At 45.2% G+C, this 13,917-nt stretch carries 15 protein-coding genes; 8 read left to right on the forward strand and 7 right to left on the reverse strand.

What is annotated here, in order from left to right; all coding sequences use genetic code 11:
- Positions 1–94 precede the first annotated feature (94 nt).
- The 3 genes from AC1DYT_RS22295 to AC1DYT_RS22305 all read right to left on the reverse strand — a co-directional run bounded on the left by AC1DYT_RS22295 (position 95) and on the right by AC1DYT_RS22305 (position 4,007).
- Positions 95–451, reverse strand: a complete 357-nt coding sequence (locus AC1DYT_RS22295) for a hypothetical protein (RefSeq protein ID WP_477471725.1) — start codon at positions 449–451, stop codon at positions 95–97.
- An 18-nt stretch (positions 452–469) separates the two neighbouring features.
- Positions 470–1,102, reverse strand: a complete 633-nt coding sequence (gene yihA, locus AC1DYT_RS22300) for a ribosome biogenesis GTP-binding protein YihA/YsxC (RefSeq protein WP_477471726.1) — start codon at positions 1,100–1,102, stop codon at positions 470–472.
- 178 nt (positions 1,103–1,280) lie between these two features.
- Positions 1,281–4,007, reverse strand: a complete 2,727-nt coding sequence (locus AC1DYT_RS22305; protein ID WP_477471727.1) for an outer membrane beta-barrel protein — start codon at positions 4,005–4,007, stop codon at positions 1,281–1,283.
- Positions 4,008–4,221: 214 nt separating this feature from the next.
- On the opposite strand from AC1DYT_RS22305, the gene AC1DYT_RS22310 reads away from it, so the two are divergent.
- A complete protein-coding gene (locus AC1DYT_RS22310; protein WP_477471728.1) occupies positions 4,222–4,710 on the forward strand; it encodes a VOC family protein in 489 nt (162 codons plus the stop codon).
- Here AC1DYT_RS22310 and AC1DYT_RS22315 read toward each other — a convergent pair whose 3' ends face one another.
- On the reverse strand, positions 4,711–5,619 hold the full coding sequence (locus AC1DYT_RS22315) for a serine hydrolase (protein ID WP_477471729.1): 909 nt from the start codon (positions 5,617–5,619) through the stop codon (positions 4,711–4,713).
- 61 nt (positions 5,620–5,680) lie between these two features.
- Here AC1DYT_RS22315 and AC1DYT_RS22320 point away from each other — a divergent pair, with 61 nt between their 5' ends.
- From AC1DYT_RS22320 to AC1DYT_RS22340, 5 genes are read left to right on the forward strand one after another with little or no spacing between them, the layout of a single operon-like run.
- Positions 5,681–5,923 carry a hypothetical protein gene (locus tag AC1DYT_RS22320; RefSeq protein ID WP_477471730.1) on the forward strand — a complete coding sequence of 81 codons (243 nt, stop codon included), beginning with the start codon at positions 5,681–5,683 and terminating at the stop codon, positions 5,921–5,923.
- A complete protein-coding gene (locus AC1DYT_RS22325) occupies positions 5,908–6,297 on the forward strand; it encodes a type II toxin-antitoxin system VapC family toxin (RefSeq protein ID WP_477471731.1) in 390 nt (129 codons plus the stop codon). The genes AC1DYT_RS22320 and AC1DYT_RS22325 overlap by 16 nt, the downstream gene beginning before the upstream one ends.
- Positions 6,298–6,331: 34 nt before the next feature.
- Positions 6,332–7,381 (forward strand): tetraacyldisaccharide 4'-kinase, encoded by a 1,050-nt coding sequence (gene lpxK, locus AC1DYT_RS22330; RefSeq protein ID WP_477471732.1) that lies wholly within the window; start codon positions 6,332–6,334, stop codon positions 7,379–7,381.
- On the forward strand, positions 7,359–8,174 hold the full coding sequence (locus AC1DYT_RS22335; RefSeq protein ID WP_477471733.1) for a purine-nucleoside phosphorylase: 816 nt from the start codon (positions 7,359–7,361) through the stop codon (positions 8,172–8,174). The genes lpxK and AC1DYT_RS22335 overlap by 23 nt, the downstream gene beginning before the upstream one ends.
- Positions 8,175–10,271 carry a putative porin gene (locus AC1DYT_RS22340; RefSeq protein ID WP_477471734.1) on the forward strand — a complete coding sequence of 699 codons (2,097 nt, stop codon included), beginning with the start codon at positions 8,175–8,177 and terminating at the stop codon, positions 10,269–10,271. It begins immediately after the preceding gene.
- Positions 10,272–10,449: 178 nt separating this feature from the next.
- Here AC1DYT_RS22340 and AC1DYT_RS22345 read toward each other — a convergent pair whose 3' ends face one another.
- The gene (locus tag AC1DYT_RS22345) at positions 10,450–11,742 is read right to left on the reverse strand and encodes an asparagine synthetase B (RefSeq protein WP_477471735.1); all 1,293 of its coding nucleotides are present in this window, start codon (positions 11,740–11,742) and stop codon (positions 10,450–10,452) included.
- An 11-nt stretch (positions 11,743–11,753) separates the two neighbouring features.
- Positions 11,754–11,933 (reverse strand): hypothetical protein, encoded by a 180-nt coding sequence (locus AC1DYT_RS22350; protein WP_477471736.1) that lies wholly within the window; start codon positions 11,931–11,933, stop codon positions 11,754–11,756.
- Positions 11,934–12,048: 115 nt separating this feature from the next.
- Here AC1DYT_RS22350 and AC1DYT_RS22355 point away from each other — a divergent pair, with 115 nt between their 5' ends.
- The gene (locus AC1DYT_RS22355) at positions 12,049–12,678 is read left to right on the forward strand and encodes a hypothetical protein (RefSeq protein ID WP_477471737.1); all 630 of its coding nucleotides are present in this window, start codon (positions 12,049–12,051) and stop codon (positions 12,676–12,678) included.
- A 110-nt stretch (positions 12,679–12,788) separates the two neighbouring features.
- Positions 12,789–13,028, forward strand: a complete 240-nt coding sequence (locus AC1DYT_RS22360) for a hypothetical protein (protein ID WP_477471738.1) — start codon at positions 12,789–12,791, stop codon at positions 13,026–13,028.
- 118 nt (positions 13,029–13,146) lie between these two features.
- Here AC1DYT_RS22360 and AC1DYT_RS22365 read toward each other — a convergent pair whose 3' ends face one another.
- Entirely contained in the window at positions 13,147–13,683 is a 537-nt protein-coding gene (locus AC1DYT_RS22365) for a hypothetical protein (RefSeq protein ID WP_477471739.1), read from the reverse strand.
- Between the last annotated feature and the right edge of the window lie 234 nt (positions 13,684–13,917).

A 13,917-nucleotide genomic window follows, 5' to 3' on the forward strand; every position in this document is an offset into this window, starting at 1 on the left:
CAAAGATACATTGTAGTAGATAGAAATTTAAATAAAACGCAACGGCACCTACAAGGCCGGTTTTTATTTACATGAGTATGGTTAACAAAACGGTTTACCAACCGGCCACAAAAATACTTTCTCCCTCAATAAAATTATCAACAAAGCTCTTTTTGAATTCTGATTGCAATTCGGCGAGGGTTTTGCCGGGCGACGGTTGCAGGTATTTGCTGGCTTTGATTACGGAGGCTAAATCAAAGTACAATCTATCATTCTCGAAATCCTCAAAAAATTTCGCGTTCATTTGCTTTCGCTGATAACCTTCCTCGGCCACATAAAGCACTTGCGAAATTTCTCCTTCAAACTCTATGTTTTTAAGCAAATGTTTATGTCGTTCCAGGAACACGCTGTTGCCGGTAAAATCATCTGCTGTGAGATAGTCTAAACCATCAGGGCTTGGTATATAATGCATGATATCCAACCCCATAGCTTAACTCTTATAGTATTCTTCATCAAAAGGCGGCGGGGTAAAGCTGCGGTTGATGCTGTCGATAAATTCCAGTAGGCCATCCCGACCGGCGAGCGTTTCAGACGAGGTTACGAAATGCTGCGGCGCTTCTTCAAAGGTGGTCAATATCGCTTTGCGAAACTTAGCCACGTTCTGGTCGGTTTTGATATTGCTTTGCTTATCAGCCTTAGTAAATACCAATACAAAGGGCAGGCCCTTTTCGCCCAGCCAATTGCAAAACTCCAGGTCTATCTTCTGGGGTTCCAGTCGGCTATCTATCAACACCATTACGCACTGCAGGCTCTCGCGCTTGTCCAGGTAGCTGCGGATAAATTTATTCCAGTCTTCCTTTTTGCTTTTAGATATCCTGGCGTAACCGTAGCCCGGTAAATCTACAATGTACCACAGCTCGTTCACCAAAAAATGGTTGATGAGTTGCGTTTTGCCCGGCGTTTGCGATGTTTTGGCAAGCCCTTTCTTCTGCACCAGCATATTGATAAGCGACGACTTGCCCACGTTAGACCGCCCAATAAACGCAAACTCGGGCTTAATAGGAATGGGCAACCGCGATATCTGGGTGTTGCTGCAAATAAAATCGGCCGATTTGATAATCATGCCGCAAAGGTAACTTATTTGTTGGAACGTTGGAAGGTTGTAAAGTTGGAAGGTTAGAAGAGTTGGAGAGGTTGAAAGGCTGCATCGTTTTAAGGTTGGCGGAGAGTCAGAAGAGAAAGTTGTAACCCAACATATTCTTAACTTTAAAACATTACAACTTTTCAACCTTTAAACCTTACTACTTTCCTTTACCGGTCGATTTAGTAAACTTATATTGCAGCGTAAGCAAAAAATACCGCCTGATGATTTGCGATTGGGTATCGGTAACGGTGTTTTGCACTACAGAGCGGTAGGTATCTATATTCTGATTCAGCAGGTCGTAGCAGGATAACTTTATCTCGCCCTTATCCTTTTTCAAAAATTGGCGGGCTATGCTAATGTTGAGCAAATTGCTGCTTTTTTGAAAACCGGGCGGCACCAGCGGGTTGTACCTGTAATTGTAATTACCGTTGATATTCATTTTAGCAGGCAGGTAAAGCAAAAAATGCGCGTCAATACTGTGCGTAATAAACTTTTGGTTGCTGTAATCTACACCGGTATAACTTGTATAGGTTTGATTTAAGGTATACTGCGGGTCTATCTGAAACTTGTCTTTATAATTAAAAGTGATGTGCTCGCTCACACTAAACTGGTACGAGTCCTGGTAACCATTCACCCTGTTCAACACAAAAAAATCGTGGTTTTTCGTGAGGTTAAAATTAGTAGCGGCGTCCAATTGTACGTCCTCCTTTTTTGTAAACCGCTTGTTTACATAGCCACTCATGCTGATGTTGTACCTGCCATCGCGGTTTATCGGCGTACTGGTTTCTACCAGTTGCGCATCCTGCGTGCGCTGCCTAAAAACGCTGTTTTGGTAAAATGTTGCGGCGGCCCGCACATTGTAGCTGGTGCCGCTTTGAAAATTATACTTCGAATAATTGATGCTGAAACTATTGTTTGTGGTAGGCTTAAGCGCGGGGTTGCCCGTAACCGAGTACGAGGGACTAAACACTACGGTATAAGGCACCATATCGCCAATGTTGGGTAGATAAGTGTAGCGGGAATAATCGGCAGAGAAGTTTTTGATGTTGAAATTAAACGATGGCATAAAAAACACATATTGCTGATCTAAGGCCGCCGTGCCGCGCCCGAACGTGTTTTTCACCTGCTGAAATTGCGTATTGAAATGCACCCGCAAATTTATATTGTTTGATGAGGTAAAGCTAAGGCCGGGGTTAATGCCTTGCGTCCATCTATCGCGCCGCAGGTCGTTGCTCTTGTCGAATAAATAGCTATCGTATTGGCCGCTTAACGGGTTATAATTGTAAAAAGTAACTTTATCCAGGTTATGGCTGTATCCTCCCTGCGCAGCCACATCGGCCGTGATTTTTTTACTCAATGGGTAAGTTAAACTGGCAGATAAGCTTGCGTCGGTACCGCGCGAACGATTATCGCCAAGCTGCCGATAGCCGTACGATGGTAGCGCCGCCACATACGATGCAAGCCGGGTAGTGTCGTAATTAATTGCATTGCGCGGACTTATGCTAAGGCTGTGGTCGATATTAAATGACGCACCTTTCTTTTTCAACTGCCGGTTATAGTTGAATGATTGCGAGAACCTTACGGTATTGCCGCTTGTATTGTTGCTATTTACAGAATTATTGATGGGGTTTATAAAATTGCTGAAGCTGTTACTTTCGCTTGCATTTGTAGCGATGTTGTCGCTGATATTGATGTAAGGCGTATAGCGGAGGTTGGTTTTATCATTTGGTTTCCAGGCCACCGTGCTGCTAAGGGAGTGGCTGGTATTATCGCTGTTGCGCTTTGTTGCCGAGTTTGTAAACACCGTTGTATCGGTTAAAAATTGCTGTTTTTTGGCAACACTATTAAACTCATAAACATCTTTTTTGTACAGGTAGGCAAAGTTTATCTTTAGTTTTTTGCCGTAATCAGTATTAACATTGATACCCAGGTTTGTGGTGGTTTGCTTACCGCTGCCGCCACCGCCAAAGGCAATTCCTGAGCGCGAAATGGCTTCCCCTCCCCTGTTTAAACCGCCTGAAGTATAAAGGTCGTTAAAATCGAAGCCGGTATTATTGAGGTTATTAGACGACCCTAAAAGGCTAATCTGCAACGTATCTCTGAATGCGTTTATCAACCCGCCCGCCTGGTAATAGCCTTTTGTTCCCGACCCGGCGTAGGTTTTACCGAAAACGCTTTTTTTAAATGCCTTTTTAAATTTAAGGTTGATGATTTTGTCCACTTTCGAATCGGGTATCAGGTGGTCGGGGTCGTTATCCCGGTCATCATAAACCTGTACCTTATCAATCATATCGGCATCGATATTTTTTGTGGCCATTCGGATGTCCGACGAGAAAAACTCATGCCCATCAACCAATACTTTGTTCACCGTTTTGCCCATCACGGTAATGCCGCCATCGGCCCCTATCTCCAGCCCGGGCAGTTTTTTAAGCAGGTCTTCCACCACGGCATTCGGGCGTACTTTAAAGGCTTCGGCATTAAATTCAATCGTGTCCTTTTTAATTACGATGGGCAGGCGTTCGCCTTTTACAAGCACTTCGGTAAGTTCCTTTATATTCAATTTGATGATACCGAGGTCCAGAGCATCGGTTTTCAGCGTCACTATTTTCCGGTATGGTTGATAGGCTACGAACGATATAAACACCTTTACAGAGATACCCTGCGGGATATTGTGCAGTTTAAAATCGCCGTTTTTATCGGTAATGGTATATGATAACAAGTGGGCGGCTGTGTCCCGGTTATCCAGTATGGCAACGGTGGCAAATTCGATGGGTTTGTTACTTAACGAATCTACTACCCTACCTTTTACGTTAGCTTTATTTTGAGCTAAGGAAGCAACTGTTATCAGGATAAAGAAGATGAAAAAAGGCAGCGTTTTATTCATACAGGCTCAGGCGGATGTTTAACGCTTAAAAATGTATAAAATGTTCCGAATTATACCTACACGTTAACATTCTTTAACTATAATTAAACAACATTAACAATAAAGTTACACCAACGCTATTTTATAGATAAGTGTTTAAACACGCAATTTTACTTGCCCCCAACAAAAGTAGCCTTGCAACCTTGTAACTTTACAACATTACAACGCAGAAAACATGAGCGATTATAAGATACCCGCACAAACCCGCATCGGGCATGTGCATTTAAAGGTGAGCGATATACAAAAGTCCTTAGCCTTTTACGGCGGCTTGCTGGGTTTTGAGGTACAGATGATGTACGGCGACCAGGCGGCTTTTATCTCGGCCGGTGGCTATCACCATCACATTGGGTTAAATACCTGGCACAGTAAAGGCGCTTCGCCTGCACCAGAGTATGCGCCGGGCTTATACCACACGGCTATCTTGTACCCGGAACGCAAAGACCTGGCAGCAATACTGCAACGATTGATTGATGCTAAATACCCTATCACCGGCGCATCCGACCATGGCGTATCTGAAGCCATATATTTAGATGACCCCGACGGCAATGGTGTAGAGCTATACTGGGACCGCCCGAAAGATAAATGGCCAACCAATGAAGCTGGTGATATGACCATGTACACCCGGAGCCTGGATATACCCGGCCTACTTGCCCTGCTGAAATAGTTACTCGTTCAGCATGTATTTTTCTATGCCCGGGGCGGGCTGCCACTTGTCTTTGGGTTCGTAGTAATGCCATAACAAGGCCGATACCTTGCGGATGAGCACATAGGCCTCGTTGTTGGGTGTCCAGCTTTGGTCTTTATTATTTTTGGTGATGATGGAGAAAACGTAGTCGCCATGCGGGGCATGCACCAGCACCGTTTCTGAGCGGCTTTCGTCTACCGCGCCTTGTTTAGATAAGCATTGCACATACGGCGGTATCTGCGAGAGAGCGGTATTGTCCCAATAAATGCGGTTAAGCGTGCGGCTCATGCGCTCGCTGGCAGCCGGACTCACCACCTGCCCGTTGCGGATCATGGTAAACAGTTTGCACATTTCATAAGGCGTGGTTACGCCCCAGCCATATATTTTACGCATGGCTTCGCGGCCGGGCGTGCGCGAGTTTACCCGCATGCTTTTGAAGCCGTTGCTATCCAGCCAATTGTTGATGTAAGTACCCTTAACCAGTTTTTGCAGCCACAGGCTGGCGGTATTATCGCTCATGGTGATCATCAGCATGGCTACCTTGCTCAGCATAATGGTATCCTTATCTTTAAACGAGCCCAGGATATCCTCGCCGGCGTACAACAACGAATCGCGATAGGCCAATTTTTGGTTGTACTTTAATTCGCCTTTCTCCAGTTTATCCATCAGCCCGCTCAGGATGCTCACTTTAATCATGCTCGCGGTGGGGAACAGCGTATCCTGGTTTATGGCCACTGTTTTGCCCGTTTTAAGGTTCTGCACATAAATGCCCACCTGGCCGTTGAAGCCTTGCACGGCGGTTTGCAATTGAGCAGTTAGTTTTTTATCGGTTTGAGCGAAGGAGGCGGTTGTTAGGAAAAAGAAGATGGCGAGGAAAAGGTGTTTCATGGAGGGTTGGTTTGATTTTAATAGCAGCAAACTAAATTAAATAAATTTTGTAAATTTGAGTATGCAATTTCAGGTAGATATCGGCTTTGAAGAATTATTGAAGGCAGTAGAAAACCTGCCTGAAGACCAGCGCCTGCGGTTTAAAGAAGTGTTGGAAAACAAGCCGGTTAAGCTAAAAGAAAAAGTTACTAAACCGGAGGAAAGCATAGAAGCATTTCTTTTAAGAGGCCCCACCTTTTCTGAAGAACAGATAAAGGCCATTGAGGAAACACAGAAAGCTCTTAATAGATGGCAGAAAAAATAGTTCTGGTTGATACCTCTATCCTTATAGATTATTTCAGGAAATCCGACAAATCAAATTCTAAACTCATTTCTTTAACAAGAGCTGGCTATACGTTTCAAATTTGTGTGATAACTGAATACGAAATCTATTCTGGTGCCACCATCGAGCAAATACCCTATTGGCAAGAATTTCTTGAAAAATTCAAAGTTTTGAGTTTTGATAGCGGGGCCGCGAATGATGCGGTTAAAATAAATAAGGCATTAAAAGTAAAGAGGAAACAAATAGCTCATTCTGATCTATTCATCGCTGCGATAGCGGTTAGTAATAATTTGCCAATAGCCACCTTAAACAAAAAGCACTTCGAAAGAATAGAAGGCTTAACGCTGGTAGATTAACTCCTCCGCCCAATTCCCTATCTTTGCCCTCTCTATGAAATACCTGCGTTGGCTTTTGCTTCCGTTTTCGTTATTGTATGGCTTAGTCGTGCTGTTGCGCAACTGGTTTTACGATGCCGGGCTATTTAAAAGCCGCGAGTTTAATATGCCCGTGATATCCGTAGGCAACCTGGATGTTGGCGGCGCAGGCAAAAGCCCTATGACGGAGTACCTCGTCTGCCTGTTGAAAAACGATAATAAACTGGCAACCCTCAGCCGTGGCTATGGCCGCAAAACCAAGGGATTCCTGACTGCCACCACAACCTCCACTGCCACGGAAATTGGCGACGAGCCAGCACAATTCAACCACAAATTCCCGGACGTTACAGTTGCCGTTTGCGAGGACAGGGTTGCTGGTATAGAACAATTAAAGGCTGCACATAATCTGGTTATTCTGGACGATGCCTATCAGCACCGTGCCGTAAAGCCGGGGCTCAGCATCCTCCTGTTCGATTATAGTAAGTTATTCGACGCTCACTTCGTACTACCCGCCGGTAACCTGCGCGAGCCGTTCGGCGGCAAATGGCGGGCGGATATGATGGTGATAACCAAGTGCCCCCCGGGTCTTACCGAAGCAGAAATGACCCGTTGCTACTACCGCGTTAACCCGCAAAGCTGGCAGCCCTTGTTCTTCAGCGCTATCGACTACCTGCCTTTGCAGGATATACACCAGCGGCTACCGGGCTATAAGATAGAGGCCGATACCACCGTATTCCTGCTTACCGGCATTGCCAACCCTACGCCGCTGCTCATGCACTTAAAAACGGCAACGCAGCACATCATCCACCATAATTATCCCGACCACCACCCCTTTACCTTAAAAAATATCGCTAAACTTGCTGCTGAGTTTGCTGCTTGCAAGGCACAAAAAAAAGTAATTGTCACAACAGAAAAGGATGCGCAGCGTTTAGGGGTACATGAGTTGCTCCCCGAGGTTTCGCGCCTGTTTATTTTGGTGATACCGATAGGCATTAGTTTCCTAGGCAATGGGCAGCACAACTTCGATAAGTTAATAACAGATTATGTTAGAAAGTATTCAGAATAGCACCAATTATATCAAAAAACGCATCGGCGATTTCGTGCCCGAATGCGGCATAATCCTTGGCACAGGCCTTGGCGCATTAGTGAACGAGATAGAGGTAGAAAAACAGCTGATGTACAGCAACATACCCGATTTCCCCATGTCGACCCTGGAATTCCACTCGGGCAAGTTGATATTCGGTACGCTGGCCGGCAAAAAAGTAGTGGCCATGCAGGGCCGCCTGCACTATTACGAGGGCTACACCATGCAGCAGATAACCCTGCCGGTAAGGGTAATGAAACTATTGGGCATTAAAACACTCTTCGTATCAAACGCCAGCGGTTCGCTAAACCCGGCCTTTAAAAAAGGCGACCTGATGGTGATTGAGGACCACATCAACCTACAGCCTATGAACCCGCTCATTGGCCGTAACGATTCGGAGATGGGCCCACGTTTCCCCGATATGAGCGAGCCTTATAAGCATGATCTGATAGAAAAAGCCTTAAAAATTGCGGAGGCCAACAACATCACCTGCCATAAAGGTGTTTACGTGGCTGTAACCGGCCCCAACCTGGAAACCCGCGCCGAATACAAATACCTGCGCATTATAGGCGGCGACGCCGTGGGCATGAGCACCGTGCCCGAGGTAATAGTAGCTAACCATATGGGCCTGCCGGTGTTTGCCATATCGGTGCTAACAGATGAGGGGTTCCCCGAAGAACTGACGCCGGTATCGCTGGACGAAATATTGGCCACCGCGCGCGAAGCCGAACCGAAAATGACGCATATCCTTAAAGAACTAATCGCAGGGCTGTAAATGGCAGTTAAGCTAAGATATATACTGCTGGTATTGATTTGCGCTTCGGTACAGGCGGCATTCGGGCAGGTACGCACCACCTACCCGGGGCAGCAAACCGAACCGGTTTACAGCCGCGATACCACCCGCAACAGGAGCGGCCGGCCCGGCGATTCGCAAAACATCGATTCTATCCGCAAGCGCGAAGCCAACCGCAAGGATTCGGTAGTATTCACTTCCAAATTCATCAAAGTAACCAGCGAACGTTTGCTGGCCGATAGTACACAGTTGTTCCCCCTAGATACCGGGCTGGTGAACTTTGAGAACTACAGTCCGCTTAACCAGCCGCGCAACCCCAAGATACACCTTGGTTACCTGGGTACGCCGCAGCGCGATTTGCTGTTCAACCCGCGCAAAACCATCGGGTTCGATGATGGCATGCACATGCTCGATGCCTACCTGGTAAACCCGCAGGATATGAATTACTTCAACGCCAGGGTACCGTACACGCTGCTTTCGTTATCTAATACACTGGGCAGCACCAAAGAGCAATATTTTAAAACGCTGCATACCCAAAACGTAAAACCCAACTGGAACGTGGGCTTTATCATGAACTTTAACGGTTCGCGCGGCTACTACAGCAGTAATAACGTGCTCAGGCAAAACGTGGCCGGACTAAACGCGGGTGTGTTCACCTGGTACCATTCGCTAAACCAGCGGTACAACCTGCTGGGCAACCTACTTTTCAACAACCTTAAAACACCAGAGACGGGCTCGCTGCAAAACGAGGACATCTTCGCCACACCATCATTCAGCAAGGTTACCGAGCCTGTAAAACTGCCCAGCAGCTACAGCAGCTGGAAAAACACAGGGCTTTACCTAAAGCAGTTCTACTATATAGGGCATATAGATAGCCTTAAAAAGGGCACCGGCAGTACCAATGTATTGCCCACCCAACGCGTGGCTTACACCTTTTACTACAACACCCGCCGGTACGAGTACCTGCAAAACGATTTGGATACTTACGGCGTGTTCCCCGATTACTACTTCAGTGCGGGCCGCTCGCGCGACTCGCTGAGCCTTACGCACCTACAGAACGATTTTTCGTACAGTTTTTACCTGCGCGGCAAATCGGTAAAAATGATCAAAAACGAGCTGAAACTGGATGTTGGCCTGGCGCAGGATTACTACAAATACAGCCAGTTCGTAAACGATACCACCATCAACGAGTTCGGCCGTAAGGTGATGAAACAGGTAAGGATGCAGAACGCCAGCTTCCAGAACATAACCCTGAAGGCACGCCTTGGCTACCGCTTTAGCGACAGGATAAACCTGGATGGCGATATACGCCAGATAATACAGGGTCGCAACTTCGGCGATTTGCTGTACGATGCTAAACTGACCCTTGCGGGGGGCAAAAAGGCCGGGAAGATTGTTTTGGGCGCCTACATCCAAAGTAGTTCGCCGGGGCTGGCTTATTCTGATTGGATAAGCAATCATTACATCTTCCACACCGATTTCAATAACCAGAAGATAACCAACCTGTCGTTCAATTACATCAACGATTTATTGAAGCTGGAATTAAAAGCCGAGTACTTCCTGATAAACGATTATCTGTACTTTGCCGCATCTAAGGGCGGGGTTGATGCTACGCCGCAGCAATACGGTACCGCTATTAACATGATAAAGCTTAGCGTGAGTAAAAACATTACCTGGCACAAATTCCATTTCGACAATTACGTGGTTTACCAAAAATCTGATAACCTTACGCTGCTGCGCACGCCCGAGGTTTACGTGTACAGCAGCCTGTACCATAACTCCACCTTGTTTGATGTGCTGAAATCTGAATATGGTGTAAGCGCACGTTACAACACGGCGTATACCGCGCCCTCGTATGCCGTTGGCCTTGGCCAGTTTTACAACGGGGCAAACGTAACCTTTACCTCCTACCCCGTTGCAAGCGTATTTTTTAAAGCTACGCTGCAACGTACCAACATATTCATCCAGTACGATTATGCCAATCAGGGCCTCTTCAGCAAAGGATACTACACCGTAAACCGTTACCCCCAGCAAGACGCAGCATTAAAGTTTGGGGTAGCCTGGACGTTTTATAATTGAGTTTACAGTAGGCAGTTTGCGGTGGGCTGTTTTAAAAGCGAAAATTATCCTGGCAGACAAGAAACCACTGCAATGTGTAAGTTAACAGTCAACTGAAAACTATACCTGCTATTCGCCTCCTGAAAACTGAGAACTAAATTCAACTGCAAACTGCCCACCGAAAACTGCCAACTGACCCCTACGTTTTCTGTTTCTTCTTATTTGCCGCCGGGAACAACACGTTGTTGAGTATCAACCTGTAGCCGGGCGAATTGGGGTGTAATTTCAAGTCGGTGGGCGGGTCGCCAACGGCATGCTGGTAGTCTTCGGGGTCGTGGCCGCCGTAGAAGGTCCACTGGCCTTTGCCAAACTCCCCGTGGATGTAGCGGGCTTCGTTGGCCGTCTTCATTTCGCCCATAATGGTAACGCCGGGTTTCAGGCGATTTTTGTTATAGGCCGTGGTGAGGCCCATAAAGCCTTTTATTACTTTATCATGGTTTTGGGTAAGCATGCTGGGCACCACGTCCCACTTGGCCGAAAAATCGAACAGTGTGAAAAAATCCTTTGTACGATCTACCTGCCTGGTAGGCGTAACATCAATATTGCTAAACTGGTGCGATTCGGGGTTCATATCCAACTGGAAACCCTGGAAAGCGAAAGTCTGGCTGTAATCAAGCTTACTCTGCGCGGCTGGGTCTATAGCATCGCCATCAAACATCGCCCCGCAGATATCGGTATTAGAGGCCGCCAGGGCAATATCGAAGGTATCGGTACCGCTGCACATGGCAAACAAAAAGCCTCCGCCAGCGCAAAAATCGCGGATATGCTGCGCCACCGCCAGCTTCATTTGCGATACCTTTTGGAACCCCAGCTTCCTGGCCATGGCATTCTGCGCCTTTACATCGTCGTTATACCACTGCGCGTAACGGTAGGCCGCATAAAACTTGCTGAACTGCCCGGTAAAATCCTCGTGGTGCAAGTGCAGCCAATCGTACTTGGGCAGGTCGCCTTTTATTACTTCTTCGTCGTACAAAACGTCGTAGGGTATCTCGGCATATTTTAAAACCAGAGTAACGGCATCATCCCAGGGCAGCTTGCTTTTGGGCGAATAAACGGCCATTTTGGGCGCTTTCTGCAGTTTCACCAAATCCATGTTTACAGATGGGTCGCTCACTTCGTTGATAATCTGCGTAGCCGCAGCATCGGCAATTACCTGGTAGCTTACACCACGTATCTTGCACTCATCTTCGATGCGTTTATCGTACTTCATCATGAAGCTACCGCCGCGGTAGTTCAACAGCCAATCAACCTCCTGCTGCTCCTTCAAAACCCAAAAGGCAATGCCGTACGATTTCAGGTGGTCTTTCTGTTCCTCGTCCATCGGGATGAGGATGGAGGCAGCTCTTAACAAAGCGGGCAAAAGAAGGAGGGTAAAAAGGAGGAAGGTAAAATAAATGGATCTGGAAGTTACGCATTTTGAGGTGATAGGCATATTAAATCAAGTTATACGAACGCGATAAGTTCCGCATCGTTCAGGTAATCATTATACAACCTATCAGCTGCTACACTCAAACTGTCTTTCTTTTCCTCTTCCCTGATTTTTTTTATCGTTAGCTCAATAAGCGCCAATCGCTGCCCAATAGGCAGTTTATTGATTTCTGAAATGATTTCGCTTGTTCCCATGCTCAAATATAACGATTAAACCATAAATGTATTACGGGCTTATGGAATTGCTTACCTTGTTGCATCTTACAGGAAATACAAGTATAATCAGCCAACCAAACACAATCATTATCACATGAACAAAAATTTAATTCTCTTGATTTTGATTCTCATTACCAAATACAGTGTTGCTCAAACGGCAGACAGTTTATATGTATTTGTAGGAGAGAAAATTTCGGTAAGCAGGTATAATCCTGCCGACGAAGACCCCGATACGACGAATAAAAAAAATAAAATATACTTCAATGAGGCATTTCATGCGAAATACAAGGTCATCAAAAACGTGTTCAACAAAATAACAAGCGACACTATAAATTTCGATGCTTTTGATCATTACGGCACTCCCCCTTTCTCAAAATACAGGTATGTCTTACTTTTCGTCTCTAAGGAAAAAGGGAAGTTCTATCATGAAAAGTACCAGTTCTACAATGTTTACCAAACCAAGAACGGGCGATGGGCTGGTCCCGGCGATCCTTATGCTTTTGACCAGAAGGGCGATACTGAAGTAAAAGCCGTGCCACTGGATTTTAAAGAACCTGTAACTTTTGATGTATCAAAAATCAGTCCCGAAAACATAAAGCGGTACTACCCCGGGCCGTATTACAAAATTGACGGAGGCAAAGCAATAGCGCTGATGGGCAATTACGTAGAGGAGCTGTTTATAGTGAAAAAAGAGGGGGTGCTAAAAGCCAGAGGGATATTCTGACATATTAATATAAACATTTCAGTTATTTGAGGGCTTTCTAAAAATTGCAGATTTTTGTTCAGCAAAGTATTATTAGTAAATTTGAATAAAAGGCATTTAAACCAAAAATTATGAACCTCCAATTCATTCACGATACAAAAGGGAATACCACAGGCGTATTTATACCTATTGAGGAATGGCAGTTACTGAAAGAAAAATATACTGAACTGCAAGATGAAGAGGCGACAGATATATTGGAGTTAAGCACCAGGCAAACCCAGATTATCGACGAACGATTGAACGATTATTACGCCAATAGTACCGCTGTGGAAAATTTTGACGATATGCTTGACGATATTGAAAAAAGATAATTCGACCGATGGTCTTATCGCCATTCGCCACATATCGTTATTTGATGCTGTTCGGTATTTCTGTTAAGGACTTACATCTGAAGACTTCCCTTTTGTTTTTTCATTTGGTCATATTTATTTATATGATTTCTACTAAGCTTTCTGGACCAATTAAAAAAACCCTGACTTTTCCATCGTATTCAAGATTGTAATCGGACAACTGTTTTTTCATGAATTTTTCGCCCGCGATGAATAATTCTGTCGTTCTCGCAAGCGCGATGATGAAGCAGTCATTTTTTGGCATTTTAATCAAAAGACTCATCTTCTTAAAATCGCCAGCTATAACTTCAATATCTGAATTATATCTGAAATATTTCAATTCGATAGAACCTGCCTCATCGTCATACTTATAACCTTTCCTATTAGTTGTAGGATCGTAAGTGATTTTCAGCTTATCCCTATCAAAAAGAGTGACATCTACATAATATGTCTTTTTTGTAATATATACGTCATACCAAGGCGTTTCAGTGTTTACGGTTATATTCTCGTTAACATTTTCCTTGATTTTGGTAACCAAACCAGATTTAAAGTCGCTTTCTGTAAGAATAGTTATTCTATTGTTGTGAACACTCTCTGCGAATTGCTCAAGGGAAGTCATTATTTGATTAGTCCACATAATAATAAATAAGGGTTAGGGTAGACATATTCTAGTTTGGATAATGCAATAATAGTATAGAATTATACCGATTCCTTTATAATATCATCGAGTAGGAAAGTAGGGATTAGTTCCCTACTTGTCCTCTCACACCACCGTACGTGCCGTTCGGCATACGGCGGTTCATTAAACAGTAACAGTCTTAAGTGGGGTTGAGATGTCTTTGAGACTTACAAAGCCCATTTTCTTTATGAG

It is taken from the genome of Mucilaginibacter sp. P1_D10 (genome assembly GCF_056406215.1).

Excerpts from the sequence above, each read along its gene's own strand:
- yihA (WP_477471726.1), bottom strand. The coding sequence starts at position 1,102 with ATGATTATCAAATCGGCCGATTTTATTTGCAGCAACACCCAGATATCG.
- AC1DYT_RS22325 (WP_477471731.1), top strand. The coding sequence starts at position 5,908 with ATGGCAGAAAAAATAGTTCTGGTTGATACCTCTATCCTTATAGATTAT.
- AC1DYT_RS22295 (WP_477471725.1), bottom strand. The coding sequence starts at position 451 with ATGCATTATATACCAAGCCCTGATGGTTTAGACTATCTCACAGCAGAT.
- AC1DYT_RS22340 (WP_477471734.1), top strand. The coding sequence starts at position 8,175 with ATGGCAGTTAAGCTAAGATATATACTGCTGGTATTGATTTGCGCTTCG.
- AC1DYT_RS22320 (WP_477471730.1), top strand. The coding sequence starts at position 5,681 with ATGCAATTTCAGGTAGATATCGGCTTTGAAGAATTATTGAAGGCAGTA.
- AC1DYT_RS22345 (WP_477471735.1), bottom strand. The coding sequence starts at position 11,742 with ATGCCTATCACCTCAAAATGCGTAACTTCCAGATCCATTTATTTTACC.
- AC1DYT_RS22305 (WP_477471727.1), bottom strand. The coding sequence starts at position 4,007 with ATGAATAAAACGCTGCCTTTTTTCATCTTCTTTATCCTGATAACAGTT.
- AC1DYT_RS22310 (WP_477471728.1), top strand. The coding sequence starts at position 4,222 with ATGAGCGATTATAAGATACCCGCACAAACCCGCATCGGGCATGTGCAT.
- AC1DYT_RS22315 (WP_477471729.1), bottom strand. The coding sequence starts at position 5,619 with ATGAAACACCTTTTCCTCGCCATCTTCTTTTTCCTAACAACCGCCTCC.
- AC1DYT_RS22360 (WP_477471738.1), top strand. The coding sequence starts at position 12,789 with ATGAACCTCCAATTCATTCACGATACAAAAGGGAATACCACAGGCGTA.
- lpxK (WP_477471732.1), top strand. The coding sequence starts at position 6,332 with ATGAAATACCTGCGTTGGCTTTTGCTTCCGTTTTCGTTATTGTATGGC.
- AC1DYT_RS22335 (WP_477471733.1), top strand. The coding sequence starts at position 7,359 with ATGTTAGAAAGTATTCAGAATAGCACCAATTATATCAAAAAACGCATC.
- AC1DYT_RS22365 (WP_477471739.1), bottom strand. The coding sequence starts at position 13,683 with ATGTGGACTAATCAAATAATGACTTCCCTTGAGCAATTCGCAGAGAGT.
- AC1DYT_RS22355 (WP_477471737.1), top strand. The coding sequence starts at position 12,049 with ATGAACAAAAATTTAATTCTCTTGATTTTGATTCTCATTACCAAATAC.
- AC1DYT_RS22350 (WP_477471736.1), bottom strand. The coding sequence starts at position 11,933 with ATGGGAACAAGCGAAATCATTTCAGAAATCAATAAACTGCCTATTGGG.